Below are 21267 nucleotides of genomic sequence, written 5' to 3'. Positions count from 1 at the left end.
TTTCTATAAATTCTTTTGTGATTTCTGTAATTCTCTCTTCTAAAGCTTGACCGGGTTTTCCACATGTTAATGTGCCGTCTTCTGCAACAAAATCATAGGTGTAATCTACATTAATTAATGCCTTTTTCATAGCTATGCACACTCCTACTATTTTGATTACTTTCATTCATCTTCCAATTCAATCTTATCTTTGCGTTTCTTAATATTCAACTAATTGAGTAGGTTATTGAATTTGATTGACCCTTAATCTTTAGAAAAAAAATTAGGAAGTTGAAAACATCAACTTCCTTTCATACATAAATCCTTATCTTTATTCAAATAATGGGCTCACAGCTTTTTCATTGTGAATACGATCGATTGCTTCTACAAGTAATGGAGCAACAGATAATAAAGTAATTTTATCTATTCGTTTTTCTTCAGACAGCTTAATTGTATTCGTAACTACTAATTCTTTAATGGGTGAGGACTCAATCCGTTCAATAGCAGGGCCCGATAGAAGTGCATGGGTGCAGCAGGCGTATACCGCTTTTGCTCCATTCTCGATTAAAGCATGAACACCAGTCGTAATGGTTCCAGCTGTATCAATTAAATCATCAATAATAATGGCGTTTTTCCCTTCAATATTTCCGATAATGTGCATGATTTCCGTTTCATTATGCTCAGGACGACGGCGATCAATAAGGGCCAGTGGCACATTGAGCAAATTAGCCATCTTTCTTGCCCTAACAACTCCTCCATTATGCGGGGCCACAATGACAAGATCATCCAATGCCTTTTTCTTAAAATAATCAGCCAGAATTGGAATTCCGGTTAGATGATCCACGGGTTTGTCGAAAAAGCCTTGCACTTGCGGAGAATGGAAGTCGATTGTCAGGATCCTAGTTGCTCCTGCCATTTCCAATAGGTTAGCAATGAGCCTAGCTGTAATGGGCTCCCTAGAACGGGCTTTTCGATCTTGACGCGCATAGCTGTAGTAAGGCATTACAACATTGATCATTTTAGCAGAAGCTCTTTTTAAAGCATCAATCATAATAAGGAGTTCCATTATATGTTCATTCGTAGGCTCTGAAGCCGATTGAACTAAAAATACTTCACTTCCTCTGACACTCTCTTCAATTTGAATTTGAATTTCTCCATCACTGAATTGTTTGCTTGAGCATTTCCCAAGCTCACAACCTAGAACCTGTGCCATTTCTTCAGCAAGCTCACGATTTGAGTTTAAGGTAAACATTTTGAAATTGTCTTTTAGTATGTATGACACCGTTTTACCTCCAAGGTATTTTATCATTTTTGGTTATTATCATTACTTTATATTACATGAAATGTAGTTATGAAGAAAGCTTTAACTGCTTATGCAAACCAATGAAATGTACCTCATTTAAATAGAAATAAACGAACAGCGAGTGGCTCAATACGATGCTGCCTTTTCTTCTATTAGAAAAACCTATTTTCACCAATACAAAACACTAGTACGCAAGTAAATTTTGCGCAAAATCTCTATTATAGAGCAAAAAAGTCTTGCATGTGAATCACATAATAAATCATTGTACAACATATATCCCTATAAAACTAGACTTGGCATACTTCTTGCATTATTGTATGGTAGTTTGTGAGACTACTTCCGAAGTAGTACCAAGCTTGAATTCTTATTACTTTTTTCAAAAATCCTAGGAGGAAGTGTAGAAATGAGCACTTTTAGCAACATCATGATAATTGGGGTATCAGTCCTTTTTATCGTCACCTTATTACTGATTCTTATTGTATTGGTTTCAGTATTGGTCATTAGAAAGCGGGATTTGTCACAAACTCAGCACTCAATCAGACGAAATTTCCCTATCCTTTCTCGTATTCGGTATCTTTCCGAACATATTGGTCCAGAGTTAAGACAGTACTTTTTTGAAGGAGATCATGAAGCTAAGCCTTTTTCACGACTAGACTTTCATTATATTGTGAAATCAGGGAAATACGCTAAAAACATCATTGCTTTCGGAAGCAAGCGCGATTTTGACAAACCCGGTTTTTATATTCGAAATGCATTTTTTGCGAAACAACTCACAGATTTACAAGCTGATAATGAAAACCTTATTATTACACATAAATATGTGGAGGATAAAGATACACTTTTTTCCCGTCATGAGCATCGAGAGCAAGCTCAAATAAAGCCGTGGCACTATACAGATGCAGATAAGATTATTATAGGAAAAGACTCCTGCCGCTATCCATTCACGATCAAAAGCCCTGTGGCCATGAGCGGAATGAGCTACGGAGCCCTTGGCGATCATGCGATTTCGGCACTCTCCTATGGTTTGAAAGACGCAGGTGCCTATATGAATACAGGTGAAGGCGGACTATCGCCCCACCATTTAAAAGGCGGAGCAGACATTATGGTCCAAATTGGCCCAGCGAAGTTTGGATTTAGAAATCCTGACGGAAGCTTTTCATATGATTTGCTTCGTGAAAAAGCAAGCAATCCACAAGTGAAGGCTTTTGAAATAAAACTAGGGCAAGGGGCGAAAATTCGGGGTGGTCACATTGAAGGTTCAAAAGTCACGCCTGAAATTGCTGAGATCCGAGGAGTAGAACCATATAAAACCATTGATTCACCGAACCGTTTTGAGGAATTCGATGATTTGGATTCCATGATGGACTTTATTGAAAGAATACGGGACGAATCCGGTAAGCCTGTCGGAATTAAAATGGTCATCGGCAGTGAAGAAACATTTGAAGAATTTGCTGCTTATATGGCGATTATGAAAAGATACCCTGATTTCATCACCATTGATGGCGGAGAAGGCGGAACTGGAGCGACTTATCAAGCAATGGCTGATTCTGTCGGACTCCCAATTAAACCTGCTTTAATGATAGCTCAAAGAGTATTGAAGAAATATAATATGCGAGACAAAGTCACGTTAATTGCCAGCGGTAAATTATTCTCTCCAGATCGAATTGCCATTGCGCTATCTCTTGGAGCAGATATTGTACACGTTGCCAGAGGCTTGATGATTTCAGTCGGATGTATCGGTGCCCAAAAATGTCAATCCAACGAATGTCCAGTAGGAGTGGCCACAACAAATCCAAAGCTTCAAAAAGCTTTAGTCATAGAAGAGAAAAGATACCGGGTGACAAACTATATAACAACGCTTCGTGAAGAATTGTTTACGCTAGCAGCAGCTGCAGGTTTGACATCACCTAGACAATTCAATGAAAAACATGTCGTATTTGTAGATCAAAACTTTCATGTAAAAACGATTGAGCATGTAAAACAAAATGATGATAAAAAACAACTCATTTCTATTTCATAAATAAGAGAAAGTCTGTTACATAAGATTGTAGCAGACTTTTTTCTTCTTATAGTTTTTTCAAAAGTTAAATAAACCTAGACAACTAGACTCATTCTCCACCTTTCCAAACTAAATCAAAGTGTATATCAAAAGTGCCAATGTACGTTCCAATCTGGGTTTACCCCTTAATATATATAAAAATCAAGTCTAAATTGTTTTATTAGAAAATAAACGGGACAAGGTTTCCTCCCCTCCCCGTCCCAATTCTTTTACTATTTTACTTTATTCCAACCCATCTATTAAATAGATTAGCCTCAATGTCAAACTGATCTAAAGCTTTTTGCACACTCTGGTCAATGATATCATCAACTGATTTCGGAAGGTGGTAAAATGATGGTACTGGCGGAAGAATAACCCCACCCATTTGTGTGACCGTTTTCATTTGGTTTATGTGACCCAGGTGAAGCGGGGTCTCCCTAACCATTAATACTAATTTTCTTCGTTCCTTTAGACTTACATCGGCTGCCCTGGTAAGCAGATCCTCATTATAGCTGTTAGCGATTCCGGATAGTGTCTTTATGGAACATGGGGCAACAACCATCCCATCTACTTTAAATGATCCGCTGGAAACAGCTGCTCCCAGATTGTTATTATCGTAAACTTTCGTTGCCATCTCGAAAACATCTTTAAGGCTATAATCTGTTTCGTATTCAATGGTCGTTCTTGCTGTCTCGCTAATAATAAGGTGACTTTCTACATTTACAGTTCTTAATGCTTCAAGTATACGGACTCCATAAATCGCACCGCTTGCCCCGGATATTCCAACAATCAATTTCATTGATATCCCCCATTCATTACTAGAAGAATGTGCATATACCTACTTTTCTTGCTCCAAATGCTGCGCTCGTAATCCTAAAGAATCTTTATTTATATACTTATCAACGTTCATCTCTTCAAAACCTGGAATATGAATGCGTTTATACCGCATCGGTTCGCTGTCTAAAGGGATTGTGCAGTCAAAACCAATCTTGGATCCAAATCCATCATCAGTTGAAGGGTCCAATTTTGATCCCTGTGCACCGTTAATCACGACTAAATCCGTTTCTGCTTGGAAACGTGTGGCAATGGTCCATTCTACTTCTTCCATATTAAATATGTCAACCTCTTCATCGACCACGACTACGTGTTTGATATCGAAGCTGTTCGCCAAAGCAGCAATGATCGCATTCTTACCCTCGCCTTTATTTCGTTTTTTAATCGAAATAACAGCATGATACCTGCATGTTCCTCCAGGACTCATATGTACCGCCTTCACTGAAGGAACCGTTTGACGTACACTTTGAATGAGACTCGCTTCCCGAGGAATACCGCCTAAAAGTAAATGTTCATATCCGGCAGGAACAATCGTATAGAAGATGGGATTGTTCCGGTGCGTAATCCCGGTGACCTGAATTACTTCCTTATCATCTCTCGGACCATAGTATTTTGGAAATTCTCCGAATGGTCCTTCAGGTTCACGAACTTTCGGAAGAATTTTCCCTTCTAACACAATCTCTGCATAAGCAGGAACATCAATATCCACCGTTTCACATCTAACCACTTCAAGTGGTTCACTTAGGAGGGCGCTTGCAATTTCCAGCTCATCAACCCCGAAAGGAGTGCTGGCCTGAGAAGCAAGTAGTGTAACTGGATCAACACCTATAACGATCGCGCACTCTAAAGGTTTGCCTTGATCTTCTGCCTGTTTAAATATATGGTAAGCATGACGTGGCAGCAGCAGTACGCCCAATCTGTCCTTCCCCGAGACCTGCAAGCGATGGATAGAAACATTTTGTTTTCTAGTAACCGGATCGCGCACGATCAATAGTCCGGCAGTAATATACTTGCCTGAATCCATTTCATGGTGGACGGGGATAGGAAATGCATCTAAATCAATATCATCCAAGATGATGTTTTCTTTAACCGGCGCATCCTCTTTATTTATATGACGGCATTTCACAGGGGAAGAGACCGCCTGAGAAAACTTTGAGAGTAATTCATATTGGTCAGTTTCAAGTGCCTCCGCAAATTGTTCCCTAGTTGAACAAATTCCTGATACAACAGGAATCTCATAATCTTCAACTCTAGTAAAATAAGTTGCTTTTTTACCATCCAGCTTTTTCGTAAGTGCAGCAACTTCAAATTGTAGACTGACTTCTTTATCTATGACTGCTAGCCTATCGGTTTTTTGCAGGTATTCAAGCCAGGTACGCAGAGACTTAGCTCTCATATTATGACCCCCTAATTTTTAACTAATTCCCCGAAAATATCCTTTAAACGTCGATTAAATAGTTTCGTCAATCGTTCACGCCCCCGCACTTCCGGCGGCGTTGGCACTTCACGCCCATCAACGATAATTTGCTGGTCATAACGGATAAGAATAAATGGAAGATATTCATCGTAAATGGCACGTATTCTCTCTGCATGTTTCGGATTTCTAGCCAACAGCTTTAACATACGTAGCCCGAAACCTACATGCCGTCCTTCATCCTCTTTAATTCTTGAAAATCCTTCCGCCAGTCCCGGGAACAATCCTTTATTGCCGTAAACTGCTTCAAAGACATCATATCCTGACATAGCCTGAACACCTTCGATTATTCCTTGGTAGTGTGTTAATCCTTCCACAAGGGCTGCTTCCCTTTCTTCCGGTCCCGCCTCCAGTGCAGCCAGCATCTGTTTGGCACGTTCATCGAGCTTTTGTTGAACTAGGTTTTTTACGCCTGGAATACGTTCACGACCCAATACTTCACTGAAATAACGCATAAAGAACTCTGTGTGCTTAAATTCCTCCAATAATTGAGTACTGAGGAATGCCTGCTCTTCAGTACTAGCTCCGAGCATGATCCATGGGCAAAACTTTAATGCAACGTTTTCTTCCGCATCTAAAAACCCCGTACAGAAATGGATAAGATAATCCTGCAAGTCCCGATCCAATGATTCAAAATCTTTCTTATCCTGGCTTAAATCAATGGTTGCGGGATCCCATGTTCCAAATCGAATTGCCTTTCGATATAAATTCCATGCGACTTCTGCTGTGCTTTTTTCAAGATCAGTAATCAATACTTCGCTCATTAAAAAAACCTCCATTATTGAAATTTAAAATTAATAAGCACGTTTTAATAGCTCAAACACTTCTGATTCAGTTGGCTGGCGCGGATTAAATTTCATCATTCCGCTTTTAAATGAATCCCTTGCAATGTCACTAAGCTTTTCTTCAGGTACATTGACATCCCTTAATTGAGTTGGAAGTCCGATATCTTTAACCAGATTTGCCACTGCGTATGCGGCATGTGTTTGTAATTGGTCTTCACTCTCTGCCTTTACTCCCAATAGTTCAGCGATTTTCGCAGCCTTATCTGGACGGACAGATGAGTTAAATTCCACAACATGTGGAAGCAATAAACCTATGGCAACTCCATGTGGAACGTGACAATGACCTGAAAGTGCACTGCCAATTGCATGGGCTAAGCCAAGAAAACCATTGTTAAAAGCCATTCCTGCAAGCAGGCTCCCATGAGACATTCCACACCTAGCTTCTTCATCCTCCCCGTTATTTACCGATCGCCGGAGATGACTCCCTACAATTTCGATCGCTTCTAGTGCAAGAGCTGCAGATGCAGGACGAGACCTCAGTGAGAAATATGATTCAATTCCGTGTGCAAGTGCATCGATACCTGAGGCAGCGGTCATTTTTTGTGGCAAGTTCATCGTTAGCTGGGGGTCGACTAGAGCAATAGTAGGAGCCATAAACTGACTGGTAACCGTCACCTTGACATTTTTTGCCCAATCAGAATAAACTCCAAAGATAGTAACTTCACTCCCTGTTCCAGAAGTTGTAGGTACCGCAATCAACGGAATTAAAGGAGATTCACCAATTTTATCAACACCAGCATAGTCACCAATACTTCCACCATTACTAGCTACTACTCGGATTCCTTTTGCGGTATCAATAGCACTTCCTCCACCTACTGCCACGATGCAATCATAAGCATTTGATGCAAAAACTTTTGCACCATTATCTATCGTCTCGAGGCCTGGATCAGCTTCCACTTCTAAATATGTTTCGTATTGAATATTGGAAGTCATGAAGGAATGTGTTATTTTCTGCAAAATCCCGGCAGATTCCACACCCCTATCACTAACCAAAAAAACATTCTTTACACCAAGTTGGCAGAGCCTTTCTCCAAGGAGTGCAGCTTTACCGTAACCAAATTCAATTAAAGTTGGTAAATGAAATGAGAATTCAAAATCAATTGCTTTATACGTACTACTTAAACTCATTAAATGGCCTCCTTTGTTAATCAGTTTCTATATGAACGTGTTTTGTTTCGCAATATTCCATCAATCCATCGATCCCTCTAGTTCTTCCTAGACCACTTTGCTTGTAACCCCCAAATTCGGCTTCCGGAAAGTTCTTATTGTACGTGTTAATCCATACAGTACCCGCCTTGATTCCCCTAGACATCTTCATTGCTCGGTTTAAATCCAAAGTCCACACACCGGCAGACAAACCGAAGTCGCTATCATTAGCTAGTTCTAATGCTTCTTCATCAGTGGAGAAAGTTTGGACAGCAAGAACTGGCCCGAAAATCTCCTCTTTTACCACTCGGCAGTTGGCTGGAATATCATCAATGATCGTTGGGCTAAAAAAGTATCCCATGTCATAGTCTCCTCCAGTTAATTGGTATCCGCCGGTAATAATTCTTCCTTCCTGTCTGCCAATTTCACAATACTTCTCTACGATTTCCAGCTGGCTTTTCGAAGAAAGAGGACCCATGTCTGAACTTTCCAATATCCCATTTTTTACTTGGAGACCTTCTGCATAATCCTTTAACTGAGCTACTACCTCATCTTTTATCGATTCGTGTATTAATACTCTTGAACCTGCCATGCAAATTTGGCCTGCGGAAATAAATATAGACTTGCCGATGATAGGAATTGCTTTATCAAGGTTTGCATCAGCAAACACAATATTTGGTGATTTGCCTCCAAGCTCCAATGCAACCTTTTTAATATTGCTTGCACCCATTTCCATAATCTTTTTTCCAGTAGATGTATCACCAGTGAAACTGATCATATCAATTTTATCGCTTGTCGCCATAGCGGCTCCAATTGAACTTCCAGGACCAGTGATGATGCTAACAATCCCTTTTGGAAATTCAGGTACCTCATCGATCAATTTAAAGATCTCAACTGATATGGATGGGGTTAAGCTCGCTGGTTTTACAATTACACCATTACCAGCAGCAAGTGCTGGTGCCAGTTCTCGAACCATTAAAAGAGCCGGCCAGTTCCACGGTGAAATAATCCCCACTACTCCAATCGGTTCTTTAACGATTACCCCAAGATTATTTGGCTCTAATTGAATGGAACGTCCAAAAACTGTACGGGCAGCTCCGGCAAAATATTTAAGCGTATCTATACAGCCGGAAATCTCAATCCGAGATTCGCGAATCGTTTTACCTTGTTCCATCGTCAAAATTCGTGCCAAATCTTCCTTTCGATCTGTCATCTTCTGAGCTAAACCAAGCAGCGCTTCATAGCGCCGCTTCGGATTTACAGACCAATCACTCTGCAGATATGTTTGGTGCACCCTATTGATCGTTTCTTTCACATCATTCACATTTGACTTTTGAGAATAGCTAACTAATTCACCTGTTGCGGGATTGTACGATTCGATCATTTCTTTTGACGAAGACTCAACCCATTCTCCGCCAATATAGTTGTAATAAACGGGTGTTTTCCTATATACAGCTGTTGTCATTTTTTTCCTCCTTACTAAAAGTCATTTTTTAAGGAAGAGGAAATCGTATTCCCTCTTCCTTAAATACCTTCCTATTTTAAATTTCCTTTCGTTTCCGGTATGATAATGCTTCCAATAATATAAATCAGATAAATACCAATGAAGAAATACATGAGAGTATATGGAATGTTTTGAATTGACCCGCTCGCTAATGTTACAAAAGTCGGCATCATACCGCCAACGGCAAATCCCATGTTCCATGAAAGTCCGGTACCTGTTGATCGAATGGAAGTTGGAAAACGTTCATTTAGAAAAATCAAAACGGGAGCATAAGCTGCATTTCCAAGGAATACTAAACAAATGGTATAGAAATAAATCGAAGGAATAGTTGTTGCATTAGCTAATGTAAGATAAAAGAATGGAAGCCCGACGATATTTAAAAATCCAACCCACAAGAAAGTCTTCTTTCTTCCGATTATTTCACTTAAATGTCCAAAAATAAGCGCTGAAATAATCGTGGCGATACTTGAAGCAATGAGAATTCCGGATTTAGTCGCTGGTGATACCCCATTAATAATCTCTAAGAAAGTCGGAATAAAACCTGCAGTGAGATAATAACCGGACCCACCTCCGATAACAATCATGAGATTCACCAGCAATACTCGCAAATAGGTTGTGAATAAAGACTTAACCGGTTTTTGATTTATCGATTGATCCTGCTTTTTACCTTTTTTCTCTTTTTGAAGTTCTTTCCATAAAGGTGACTCATCAAGGGTGCGGAAAACAAAGAGGCCAGCTATAGATCCGATAAGACCTGTGAAAAACATGACCCTCCATCCCCATTCACTAAATGCCTCACCAGGAAAAAAGTAGGAAACGATAGAAAATGTGATAGAGGCGAACAAAGCTCCTAAACCTGCTCCACCACCGCCAATAAGGCCAGACATTAATCCTCTTAACTTAGGAGGTGCTGATTCAGTTCCAATGGTATGAGTAGATGCAACAACACCACCAACAAATATGCCTTGCACTAAACGTAGAAGTAGGAAGATGACGGCAGCAAACACCCCAATTTGCGGCACTGTTGGCAAAAGCCCAAAGGCTGCGGTACTTAATCCGACCCCGACAATGGCGACAGTCATCGCTTTTTTCCTTCCGTTTTTATCGGCATATGAACCAAAAATGGCAGATCCGAGCGGCCGCATTAACAATGTAACAGCAAAGGAAGCGTAAACAGCTGCCAGGGAGATGGTCGGGTTGCTGCTAGGAAAAAATAATGCTCCAATCGTAGGAGTTACATACAAAAGAATAAAGAGGTCATAAAGGTCGAAGGACCACCCTAAAAGTGATGCCATTGTAGCTGAAACAAATTGCCGGTTATTGCCCTTCTGATTGGGCAGGTCTGTAGTATCTTTTGAAAGTGCCGAATTTGACATAAGTTCTTCCCCCTATATTGATAATTTTTAACAACCTTAGCCCAACTCTATTTCTAATAACAACGAATATTCAGTCATAAATATTTGAAAAATTTACGTAAGTCTATGACTAGAAACTTTTAAGTTTCTGCCACAACAGCCTTGATGTATGGATTAAATATTGGTCATAGCTGTTATCATATTGTGCATAATTTCATACGTTTCGACTGCTGTGGCTGAAAATTTCAGAGTAAACGATTATTTCCCTTTGAAGTTAGGTTTAACTTTATTTCCGAAAGCCTGAACGCCTTCATTAAAATCCTCTGTTGAACGAAGCATTCCATAAGCAAAGCCTTCAATTTCCATTCCCATACTTAATGAAGTATCCTGGGAAGCATTTATGACGCGCTTTAATACCTTAAGTGTCATTGGTGAAAGTCTGGTAAGATCTGCCACAAGCTTGTCTACCTCTTCATCTAGGTTTTCTGGGCTGGTTACTGTAGTTAACAAGCCCCATTGGTGTGCTTCATGCGCTGGAATACGTCGTCCTCTCATAATCATATCTTTTGCACGTCCAATACCTGCAATTTTTGCAATACGCTGTGATCCGCCACTTCCAGGGATCATGCCAAGATTGATTTCCGGCAAGGCTAATAAAGTATTGTCTGCTGCTACACGGAAATCACAAGCCATAGCAATTTCAAGTCCTACACCAAAAGTATAGCCTTGTAATTGGGCAATAACTGGTTTTGGAGATCGTTCCGGTGCTGCCACATTCACATGTAATTCAGAAAGTACAGAAGGATGCTGCTCCATGAATTCTGAAATCGTCCCGCCAGAACTAAATGCTTTTTCTCCAGCCCCTTTAATCACAATGACCTTCACATCATCATCTTGATTTAATTCACTAAAAATTTGATTCAGGTGGGAGCGGGCAATAAAACTTAACGTATTCATTTTTTCTGGACGGTCTAAAATAATTGTTGCTGTCTGTGCTTCCAGATTTTTTTCTACCAGAATGTGATCCCATTGATAAGTATTGTTTTTATTAATTGTTGTCATTAACTAACACTCTCCTCTTTAGTTGTATAGCTTTTATAATTTTCTTTCAATTTTCTTCTTAAAATTTTTCCAACCGGGCTTTTCGGAATCTCTTTCACAAAATAATATTCTCTTGGCCGCTTAAAGTTGGCTAGGTTTCCGGATGCCTTACAGTATTGATCCAATTCCTCAACCGAAAGTTTTCTATTTCTATCTACTACAAATGCAACAACCTTTTCGCCATATCGTTCATCTGGTATACCAACAACCGCTACTTCTAAAACTTCCGGATGGGATGTCAGGACATCTTCCACCTCGAGAGGATGGATGTTTTCACCTCCGGAAATAATCATGTCATCTACACGCCCTACAACATACAAATCTCCGTCCTCATCCATTTCGCCCATATCTCCAGTAAAATACCAGCCATCTCTAATAGCCTTTTTATCCGCATCTGGTCGATTCCAGTAGCCCTTAAATGCTTCAATCGAGTCGATATTGACAATGATTTCGCCTGGAGTACCTTTTGGAACAAGATCATTAGGTGTTGAGTAACCATCTGGGTCAGGTATTACAACCCTCAACTGTTGATGGAAGCCTGCTTTACCTGCACATCCCGGCTTTTTATCCAAATAATCGCAAATTGAGAAAGTATAAACTTCAGTACTGCCATAGTGATTCACAAACACATCCGGTTTCAGCTTCCGGTAGCAGTCCTTTGTTAACTCCGTTGTCATCGATGCACCGGCATAGCCTATTTTCCGAAGTTTCTGTAAATTGAACATAGAAAAATCACTATGATTTAACAAATCATGAATAATGGTAGGCACTAAATATACACAGCTTATTTCTTCTTTCTCTAGCTCTGTCAGCATTTTAAGTGTGTTGTTGTCAGGAATCATAACTAATTTTCCATTTATGAAAGCCATAGATAATAGAGAACGCATACCCATTGTATGATAAAGCGGCATTACACCCAATGTACCCTCATGAGGGACATATTGATTTTGAATAATGTGAGCAATGGCCGCACTGTATTCATTTTTATGACTTCTTGGAACTCCTTTTGGTTTCCCCGTCGTACCTGATGTATATAGCATTAAACAAATATCATCAAAATGAATGGCTGGCCGATGAAAATTTTCTTGATCGTGGCCTAGGAGTTCTTCATACGTTAAATCAGCACCCTCTGCCCCTAATACACTGATTAACAGCGGCTTATGCGTGTAATTTCCTTTCAATGCTGCGTCTTGGCTGCTTGGTTCATAAATGACAGCTTTAGCATCCGCATTATTCACACAATAGGCGACTTCCTCTGTTGACAAACGGAAATTTATCGGGGTAAAAATAGCTCCAAGCTTTTGAATGGCCCAATAAAGTGCGACAGTCTCCAAGCGGTTTTTCAAAATAATAACCACTCGGTCTCCTTTTTCTATCCCATTCTTTTGCAAGGAATACGCAAGCTTATTAATTCCTTGATTAAATTCCCTAAAGGAAAAGCGTTGATCATCTTGGACGATAGCTGTTTTATCTGGAAATCGATTTACCGCAAATTCAAACAATGTTCCAAGATCCATTAAGATTCACCTACTGTACATTCATTTTGTTTGCATGCTTTTTCGATTGCTTCAATAATTCCCGTGTAACCTGTACACCGGCAAAGATGCCCTGAGAGCATTTCCTTTATTTCTTGTCTAGAAGGCTCTTCACTGCTTTTCATAAGCTCTACAGATGACATTAATATTCCTGGTGTACAAAAGCCACATTGAAGACCATGACATTCGGTAAAAGATTTTTGTAATGGGTGCTGCTCCCCGTCATTCGCCAATCCTTCAATGGTTTGAATGTCCGCTCCATTCGCCTGCACGGCAAACATTAAACAGCTGCGTACAGCTTTACCGTTGTAAAGCACCGTACAAGACCCACAAACACCATGTTCACATCCCACATGTGTACCAGTAAGGCCAAGGTCTTCTCTTATAAAGTCACTAAGCAGCTTTCTAGGTTCTGCTTCTGCTCCCACCTCCTTTCCATTAATCGATAATGAGATTTTCATTTTATCTTGAATTGAGAGATTCGACATACTAACCCTCCTTCCTTAATCCGCGATCGTATGCTTTTAACAGTGCTTTTCTTGTCAGTACTTTTGTTAGATGGAGCCTGTATTCCTTTGAGGCATGCAGATCGGCATCAGGGTCTGCATGAATGACCGCTAATTCAACTGCCTTTTCAAGGGTATCTTCTGTAAGACTTTTTCCAATTAAATATTCCATTGCTTCGTCTGCCAGCAGCGGAATTGCCTCAACCCCACCTAGTACTATCCTCGCATGATCTATTACTCCAGCCTCATCAACGGATAGTAAACAGGCTGCTGCAGCTAAAGCAAAGTCACCATGTCTTCTGCAAAATTCCTCAAATGCATATCCATAAGGCTGGGAAAGTGAAACATGAATCTCCGTCAATATTTCCTCAGGCATCAGTTCTGTTGTTAAATAAGTAATGAAGAAATCATTTATACTTGTTTTCCTGCTGCCATCCACACTATCAATTACAATTTCCGCATCAAGAGCCAAAAAACATAGTGGCAGTTCTGCACTTGGGTCAGCATGGGCCACACTGCCTCCAACCGTCCCTCTATTTCTTGTTTGAACATGACCAATAAATTGGGTGGCTTCTGAAAGTATTGGAATATGGTTTCTGATAACCTCATTCTGCTCTAATTCCCTTTGAGTTGTCAGTGCACCGATTTTTACAATTCCGTCCTCTACCCGGATCCCCTTCAACTCATTTATTTGATTAATGTCAATCAGACATCCTGGCTCAGACATCCTCATATTTAAAATAGGAATAAAGCTTTGCCCCCCAGCAAGGATTTTCCCTTCACTGCCAAACTCATCTAAAAGCTTAACAGCTTCTTCTAAATTTGACGGGCAATGGTAAGTAAATGATGCTGGTTTCATGTTTGTACCCTCCTTTCTTAATCAGCAATATTTACTTTTTCTAGCTCCCTTTTAATCTTTTTGAAAAAGTCCTTAATAATCAGTTTCGCTACCCCGCCTAGCATACGCTGTCCGATTGCAGCAACTTTCCCTCCAACTGCCGCCTCATATGTGTATCTAAGCTCTGTATTTTCTTCATCAATCGGGATTAACTGAATCTCCGCTTCTGCATCGACAAATCCTGGTGCCCCTTCTCCGTTGACAATTAACTTATAAGAATTCGGAGGCTGAAGGTCTGAAAGTCTGATAGTTGCATCATAATTACCTTTTACTGCTGCAACTCCAACTGATAGATCCGCCACATAGACATTTTCCTCTTTCTTGTTTAATTCGGTACAGCCCATAATACAGTTTTTTAAAACCTCAGGGTCTAGTAAACTAGTAAAAACAGTTTCAAGTTTTCCATTTAATTGAATAGTGCCTTCTCCATTCATCACAATTCCTCCCCTATTGAATTTTTACAGTATTTTTTTTGTGAATTTTTGACCATATCCGGTTTGGCGATAATGGAAGCTGATCAATTGATACGTTAAAAGGTCTTAATGCATCTGTTACGGCATTAGCAATAACCACTGGAGCACTCATCGTATTACCTTCTCCTAAACCTTTTGCTCCAAGAGGAGTTAACGGTGAAGGTGTTTCAATATGTTTAATGGTCACCTTAGGGATTTCCGTTGCTGTTGGGCACAGATAATCCATAAAGCTACCAGTTAAAAACTGGCCCCTTTCATCATAGGCAAGTTCTTCATACATCGCTGCACCTAGGCCATGTGCTAATCCTCCCATAATCTGACCCTCTACAATCTTTGGATTTAATAGCTTACCAGCATCATGGATTGTCGTATAATCTATTATTTTCACTTCACCAGTATCAATATCGACTTCCACCTCAACGGCATCAAAAACAAATCCGTAGGTTACAGAACCATTTACTAAATCCATCTCGTTCGGTGACTTCGCAGCTGGCAGTGTATAGAAAGCAGATTCATGAATCCCTGGCTCTAAACCAGTTGGAAGACCTTCAGGATTCCAATGAGCTAAACCTACTAATCTCTTAATTGAAATACTTTTTTCAGGGTTATTTCTCAAACTTACCTTGCCTTCGCCGATAACCAGCTCATCGACCGTTGTATTTAGTTGATTCTTAGCGATTTCCAGTAGCTTTAATTTCACCTTTTCAGCTGCTTGATACACGGCACTCGAACCAATTGGTGCAAATCGGCTTGAGTAACTACCTGATGCCACAGACCACGGGCTTGTTAAAGTATCTAATTCAGCGACTACCCGAATTGTCTCTGGATTAACACCAAGGGTATCCGCAACAATTTGTGCAGAAACTGTTTCATGTCCCTGTCCTGTTGGAACCGTACTTATCCGTACAGTTATCCCGCCCTGCGGATCGATGGACACTGTTGCTCCTTCTGAACATCCAGATTTAGGCAGTGACTTTGAGCGTTCTTCTGGTGTCAATGCAAGAGTGACGTATCCCATATTGGAACCAGACGGCTCAACAATACATGCAAACCCTAACCCTAAATATTTTCCATTCTTCAAAGCCTCTTTTTGCTTTACTTTAAATCCTTCATAATCGATAGATTCTAGCGCAAGATTTAAAGCTTTATGATAATCCCCGCTATCATAGATTCCTCCGGATGCGGTTTGATATGGGAATTCTTCTTTTGTAAGTAAGTTTTTCTTAATAACTTCTAATACATCAAGGTTCAGCTCATCTGAAATGATTTGCATCATTCTCTCTAGCGGAAAATAATGCTGCGGACCGCCATATCCTCTAATAAGACCAGTTGGGCTTTTATTTGTTACAACGGCAATTGCCTCAATTCCAACATTCTGTATCCTGTAAGCTCCGGTTGAATTGGAATGGGTTCTATATAAACAAGCAGGTTCTGGTGCACGAATATATCCACCGACATTGTCTGCATATTTCATTCTTAAACCTATAATGGTTCCATCCTTTTTGACTGCTGTATCAATCCAAGTTACACGGTCTGTACCGCTAGAACTTGCCATTAGATGTTCTTGCCTGTCCTCTGTCCATTTAACAGGAACGTTTAAGATTCTAGATACAACCCCTATCAGGACCATATAAGGAAATACACCTGATTTAATTCCATAACTGCCGCCGATATCTTTTGGAGTAATTATTCTAAGCCTGTTACTTGGTACGTTTAGTGCAGCTGTCATAACAGAATGAAGAGTGAATGGGCCATGAAAGTTTGACCAAATCGTATAGGCTCCCTCACTTTTAGTGTAGTTTGCAATCACCCCATAATTTTCTACAGGTGTTGCACTTACTTTTGGGAAACTAAACTTTCTACTTATTACCTTATCAGCATTTTTAAAGGCCTCATCTACATTTCCATAATTAAAAAAGCGGTGATTGACAATATTGCTTCCGACTTCCTCATGAAGAACGGATGACTTGTCTGAAAGTGCATCCTCGATATTGACAACAGGATCTAATGCTTCATACTCTACTTTTATTAATGCAAGAGCATCTTCAGCGATATAACGATTTTTTGCAACTACTACGACAACTGCTTCTCCAACAAAACGTACTTTTTCTACAGCAATAGGATAGTATTGTACAGCGACCTTAACACCGACCGGAAATGGTTTCGTTAATGCTGCTACTTGCTTACCGGTTACGACACCAATTACACCCGGCAGTTTCTCAGCTTCTTCTGTATGGATGTGATTGATTCTTGCATGAGCATGCGGACTTCTTAAAATCGCCGCATAATGAATATTTGGCAGTGGGGACAGGTCATCAATATACGTGCCTTCCCCGGACACCAATCTTGCGTCCTCAATACGATTTAGCGGTTTTCCTATATAGCTCAATCTCCTTGCCTCCTTATTAGTAAGCTCATTTAGGCCTCAAATGTATCAATTCTTCCAGTGAAGGTTCTTAACATCCAGTCCAAATTTCTCTTTACATCATTAAACCAATTCTTTTAATTTACTATTCTGGTTTTGAAAAATGGCTGTATGAATAGAGCCCTTTTTCCTTTTTAGCGGCAGGTGACTTGCTTTGTTTTTGTGACTCATGATTTCGGCGGCAATACTTAATGCAATTTCTTCAGGTGTCTCTGATCCAATATCAAGTCCAATTGGTGAGTGTATATTATCTTCAACATTCTGCGAAATGTAGACTCCTTTTGCTTGAAGGTCTTTCTTTAAATTTTCAAACCTTCTCTTAGGACCTAATAACCCGATATAAGCAGCTCCCCTCTGGATTAATCCTTCTAAAAAAATAAAATCTTGTTCATAATGGTGAGACATAATAACCGCATAAGAATTTTCATTCAGTTCGAGCCCTTCCGGAAACTCCCTAGGTGAGACTAATTTTAATTCATCGACATTTGGAAAGTTTCCCTTGTTTAGATAACCCGGGCGATGATCTACAATAGTGACATGCCAATGTAACAGTTTAAGTTGCTTCGTTAACGACCATGCATCCGGTCCAGCTCCAAACACAATGATACTGGGTGTTGGTGAAATCGTTTGCAAAAATATTGTTACATTAATTGTTTTTCCATCTATCGTCAAAGATTGGTCTTCTAATATTCCGTTCACTTTATTTAGAGGATTATGCACAAAATCCAATTCCATCGTTTCTATAATAGAACCCGGGGGAATTACTTCATGATTATTTGAAGAGATAACCGTACCAATCGTAAAAGGTTTTGCACTTGTATATTGCCGATTAACTATACTCATCATTTTCTCGACTTCTCTTTTTTTATTCACTGGATCTATGAGCGATAACAATATCGTAATTTCGCCGTTACAGCCTACACCTAATCCCCAAGGTGTTTGATCGTCATGTCTTAAGTCATACACAATCTGTTTCGCTTCACCTTTTTCGAAAACTTCCTTTGCGTGCTCAAATAAATCTTGTTCAATACATCCGCCGCTGAGAACACCAAAGCTAGATCCATCTAATAGAATGAGACTTTTTGCACCAACTTGGCGATAGGATGAGCCCTTTTTATCAATAATGGTTGCTAATATTGCTTTTTGATTGTTTTTTATGCATCTCTTTAATTCAGTGATTACCAAAGCATCTCACCCCTTTTCCCTTGCTTATTCGAATTGTAAAAGTAATCCGAGCATTGCAGTTATACTATTTTCTCTTTTCAACTTTTAAAATTTTATCAAAAAAGGAGTAAATCCCTTTACGAGATTTACTCCTTTTCAAATATACTTCTATATTTAGATGGTGTGCAGCCTTCACTTTTTCTAAATGTAGTGGCAAAGTACCCAGCACTTGTAAAGCCCATTTGATTAGCTATAACCTCAATGGGCAGAGAAGTCATTTTAAGCAATGATTTCGATTGTTCTATTCTATATTCGGTCAAATATTCTATGAAAGTTACTCCCATTTCCTCCTTGAATAACCGGCTGAAATGGGATGGGCTTAAGTAGACAGAATCTGCAACCATATTTAAGGTGATAGGTTCTTTAAAGTGTTTTTGAATATATTGAATGGACGAATCAATTGGATTTGCAAGATCTGTATTAGTAGGTCCTTCATTTTTTTCTATGAAATAATTAGTTTCTGTCGAAAGGCTATAAATACTTATTCGTTCGAAGATTTGCTTGAGTTCACTTCTTAACACCGGTTTCAACAAAAAAGCTGAAAATCCAAGGTTTATGGCTCTTTGCACATTTTCAAATATTTTTAACTGTGTAAGAATGATAACAGAAATTCCCGGATCCCATTGTTTTGCTATTTTTCCAAGTTCTAAGCCATTATGTTCTGGTAATGAGACTTCTATAAGGAGGATAGATGGTTTTAGCTGTTTAAGCATTAAAAGGCCTTTTTCATATGTATCCGCTTCATGTACAGAAAAATAATTGTATTCACTAGATTGGATAAACTCACGAAGGAAATAGCGGCTTTCATATTCATCATCAACAATCAACAAATTTGGCAAAGGCTAACCCCCCCATCATGGTAACTTTTAAAATATTGCTCAAATGACAAAATTTTAAAAATTGACGCTTACTCTCTAAGATTGAATGTTAATTTTTTTGCGCAAGATTTTCCCAACTGCCGTTTTTGGAAAGGAAGACTGAAAGGTGTATTTTCTTGGTCTTTTATAGTTTGATAATTTAGGATGTCTTTTACAAAAAAGGTCTAATTCATTAGCTGTTAAGGATGGATCGATTGGAACAATATAGGCCACTATTACCTGACCCCATCTTTCATCAGGCTCTCCTACAACGACAGCTTCCTGGACCTTCGGATGTTCTAAAAGAATAGATTCAACCTCAAGCGGATAAATTTTGTCTCCAGCATAAATGATCATCTCATCCATTCGTCCTACTACATTTAAATCTCCATCCGGGTCCGTATACCCTAAATCGCCTGTATAATACCAATTTTCTTTCACGCTTCTTTTTGTAGAATCAGGTTTATTCCAATATCCTTTAAAAGATTCGGGGGAACCCAAATGCACAATGATTTCTCCTACTTCACCTTCTTGAACCGTATCATTTGGTGACTTTGTGCGATGTACATCAGGTTCTATAATTCTTATATTTTGATGGATTCCAGGCTTACCGACTGAACCGGGTTTCTCCATTACCCGATCACTAAATGTAAAAGTATAGATTTCAGTACTGCCGTAGTGGTTGACAAATTTCTTTGGACGAAAAACCTTTTGGCATTGATTAATTAATTTAGGTGACATTGGAGCACCGGCATAAACAATCGTATTAAGTCCCTCAAAATGGTTCCTCTTTGATTCCTGTAAGGCAGCAATATCATGAAACATATTAGGGAGTAAATATAGAACACTTATTTTCTCTTGCTCTATTAATTGAATAGCATCATATGGGTCATAATCCCGTAAAACGATGAATGTTCCATTTAACATCATCATACTAATGAGTGACCTAAGTCCCATTGTATGATAGAGCGACATTACACCTAGTGTAGTATCATACCATTGATATTGACATTGAAAGATGTGAGCAAAGGTTGCTGCATATTCATTTTGATGAGATCGCGGGACACCTTTAGGATTGCCAGAAGTCCCGGATGTATAAAGGATGACGGATAAATCATTTTCACTGACTTGGTTTGGATTAAAGTCTTCCACAGGATGCTTTACTAACTCCTGATAATTTAGATCGCCTCCATTTCCATCAATATTGATAAATATTGGGCGTTCAATAAATTTCTTTCTATTAATTAAATTCTCTGTTGATTTCCCGTAAACGACAAACCTAGCCTCTAAATCATCTAAACAATAATGAACAATTTCCTGAGATTGTCGAATATTAATTGGAGCAAATATAGCCCCCAATTTTTGAATGGCCCAATATAAAACAACGGACTCCAGACGATTATTCAGTAGCACAGCCACTCGATCTCTCTTTTTCACACCGAGACTATTCAAGGAAAAGGCTACCGTATTAACTTCCTTTTCCAGTTCCTTGTATGTATATCTTTTGCTTCCATCCACAACAGCGACTTTATTAGGATGCCTTTTAACTGAATAATTAAAAGCTTGATTTAAGTCCAAGAAGCTCTCCTCCTTATCCAAATGGAAGTAGGAAAACTAGCCCATACTTCCCTACCCTAATTATAGTAAATATTATAGAATATTAAGAATTATGTAAACACCCCATTTGTAATACAGTGGATCTCTTTATTATTAGAGAGACGAATCCATTAATGGTAAATACTTCATAATCACTTATTTTCTATGATATAC

The 21267-nt window shown here is 39.3% G+C and carries 17 protein-coding genes and 1 pseudogene; 1 reads left to right on the top strand and 17 read right to left on the bottom strand.

From position 1 onward, the window contains the following. Positions 1-130 (bottom strand): annotated as a pseudogene (locus V7164_RS20120) (isochorismatase); the annotation flags it as partial. A 180-nt stretch (positions 131-310) separates the two neighbouring features. Next, positions 311-1288 carry a ribose-phosphate diphosphokinase gene (locus V7164_RS20115; RefSeq protein WP_335348324.1) on the bottom strand — a complete coding sequence of 326 codons (978 nt, stop codon included), beginning with the start codon at positions 1286-1288 and terminating at the stop codon, positions 311-313. A 397-nt stretch (positions 1289-1685) separates the two neighbouring features. Here V7164_RS20115 and V7164_RS20110 point away from each other — a divergent pair, with 397 nt between their 5' ends. Beyond that, positions 1686-3302, top strand: coding sequence for an FMN-binding glutamate synthase family protein (locus V7164_RS20110; protein ID WP_335355045.1), 1617 nt, complete (start codon positions 1686-1688; stop codon positions 3300-3302). Between the two features lie 256 nt (positions 3303-3558). On the opposite strand, the gene V7164_RS20105 is transcribed toward V7164_RS20110, so the two are convergent. The 15 genes from V7164_RS20105 to V7164_RS20035 all read right to left on the bottom strand — a co-directional run bounded on the left by V7164_RS20105 (position 3559) and on the right by V7164_RS20035 (position 21075). After that, on the bottom strand, positions 3559-4119 hold the full coding sequence (locus tag V7164_RS20105; protein WP_335355044.1) for a UbiX family flavin prenyltransferase: 561 nt from the start codon (positions 4117-4119) through the stop codon (positions 3559-3561). A 39-nt stretch (positions 4120-4158) separates the two neighbouring features. Then, the gene (locus V7164_RS20100) at positions 4159-5550 is read right to left on the bottom strand and encodes a UbiD family decarboxylase (RefSeq protein ID WP_335347141.1); all 1392 of its coding nucleotides are present in this window, start codon (positions 5548-5550) and stop codon (positions 4159-4161) included. Between the two features lie 11 nt (positions 5551-5561). Beyond that, positions 5562-6392 (bottom strand): R2-like ligand-binding oxidase, encoded by an 831-nt coding sequence (locus V7164_RS20095; RefSeq protein ID WP_335347140.1) that lies wholly within the window; start codon positions 6390-6392, stop codon positions 5562-5564. A 30-nt stretch (positions 6393-6422) separates the two neighbouring features. After that, on the bottom strand, positions 6423-7601 hold the full coding sequence (locus V7164_RS20090; protein ID WP_335347139.1) for an iron-containing alcohol dehydrogenase family protein: 1179 nt from the start codon (positions 7599-7601) through the stop codon (positions 6423-6425). A 16-nt stretch (positions 7602-7617) separates the two neighbouring features. Further along, the gene (locus V7164_RS20085) at positions 7618-9084 is read right to left on the bottom strand and encodes an aldehyde dehydrogenase family protein (RefSeq protein ID WP_335347138.1); all 1467 of its coding nucleotides are present in this window, start codon (positions 9082-9084) and stop codon (positions 7618-7620) included. A gap of 71 nt (positions 9085-9155) precedes the next feature. After that, positions 9156-10499 (bottom strand): MFS transporter, encoded by a 1344-nt coding sequence (locus V7164_RS20080; RefSeq protein WP_335355043.1) that lies wholly within the window; start codon positions 10497-10499, stop codon positions 9156-9158. 237 nt (positions 10500-10736) lie between these two features. Beyond that, positions 10737-11540, bottom strand: a complete 804-nt coding sequence (locus tag V7164_RS20075; RefSeq protein WP_335355042.1) for an enoyl-CoA hydratase/isomerase family protein — start codon at positions 11538-11540, stop codon at positions 10737-10739. Then, entirely contained in the window at positions 11540-13096 is a 1557-nt protein-coding gene (locus tag V7164_RS20070) for a class I adenylate-forming enzyme family protein (RefSeq protein ID WP_335347135.1), read from the bottom strand. The genes V7164_RS20075 and V7164_RS20070 overlap by 1 nt, the downstream gene beginning before the upstream one ends. Beyond that, entirely contained in the window at positions 13096-13602 is a 507-nt protein-coding gene (locus V7164_RS20065) for a (2Fe-2S)-binding protein (RefSeq protein WP_335347134.1), read from the bottom strand. The genes V7164_RS20070 and V7164_RS20065 overlap by 1 nt, the downstream gene beginning before the upstream one ends. A gap of 1 nt (position 13603) precedes the next feature. After that, positions 13604-14479, bottom strand: coding sequence for an FAD binding domain-containing protein (locus tag V7164_RS20060; protein WP_335347133.1), 876 nt, complete (start codon positions 14477-14479; stop codon positions 13604-13606). A gap of 17 nt (positions 14480-14496) precedes the next feature. Further along, entirely contained in the window at positions 14497-14952 is a 456-nt protein-coding gene (locus tag V7164_RS20055) for an SRPBCC family protein (RefSeq protein ID WP_335347132.1), read from the bottom strand. A gap of 13 nt (positions 14953-14965) precedes the next feature. Then, positions 14966-17380 carry a xanthine dehydrogenase family protein molybdopterin-binding subunit gene (locus V7164_RS20050; RefSeq protein ID WP_335347131.1) on the bottom strand — a complete coding sequence of 805 codons (2415 nt, stop codon included), beginning with the start codon at positions 17378-17380 and terminating at the stop codon, positions 14966-14968. Between the two features lie 99 nt (positions 17381-17479). Further along, positions 17480-18601, bottom strand: coding sequence for an XdhC family protein (locus V7164_RS20045; RefSeq protein WP_335355041.1), 1122 nt, complete (start codon positions 18599-18601; stop codon positions 17480-17482). A gap of 125 nt (positions 18602-18726) precedes the next feature. After that, positions 18727-19479 (bottom strand): response regulator transcription factor, encoded by a 753-nt coding sequence (locus tag V7164_RS20040; RefSeq protein ID WP_335355040.1) that lies wholly within the window; start codon positions 19477-19479, stop codon positions 18727-18729. Between the two features lie 75 nt (positions 19480-19554). Next, on the bottom strand, positions 19555-21075 hold the full coding sequence (locus V7164_RS20035; protein ID WP_335355039.1) for a class I adenylate-forming enzyme family protein: 1521 nt from the start codon (positions 21073-21075) through the stop codon (positions 19555-19557). Between the last annotated feature and the right edge of the window lie 192 nt (positions 21076-21267).

This window comes from Bacillus sp. JJ1474, from assembly GCF_036965225.1.
Lineage (GTDB): Bacteria > Bacillota > Bacilli > Bacillales > Cytobacillaceae > Cytobacillus.
This window is presented reverse-complemented; position numbering and strand designations above follow the sequence as displayed.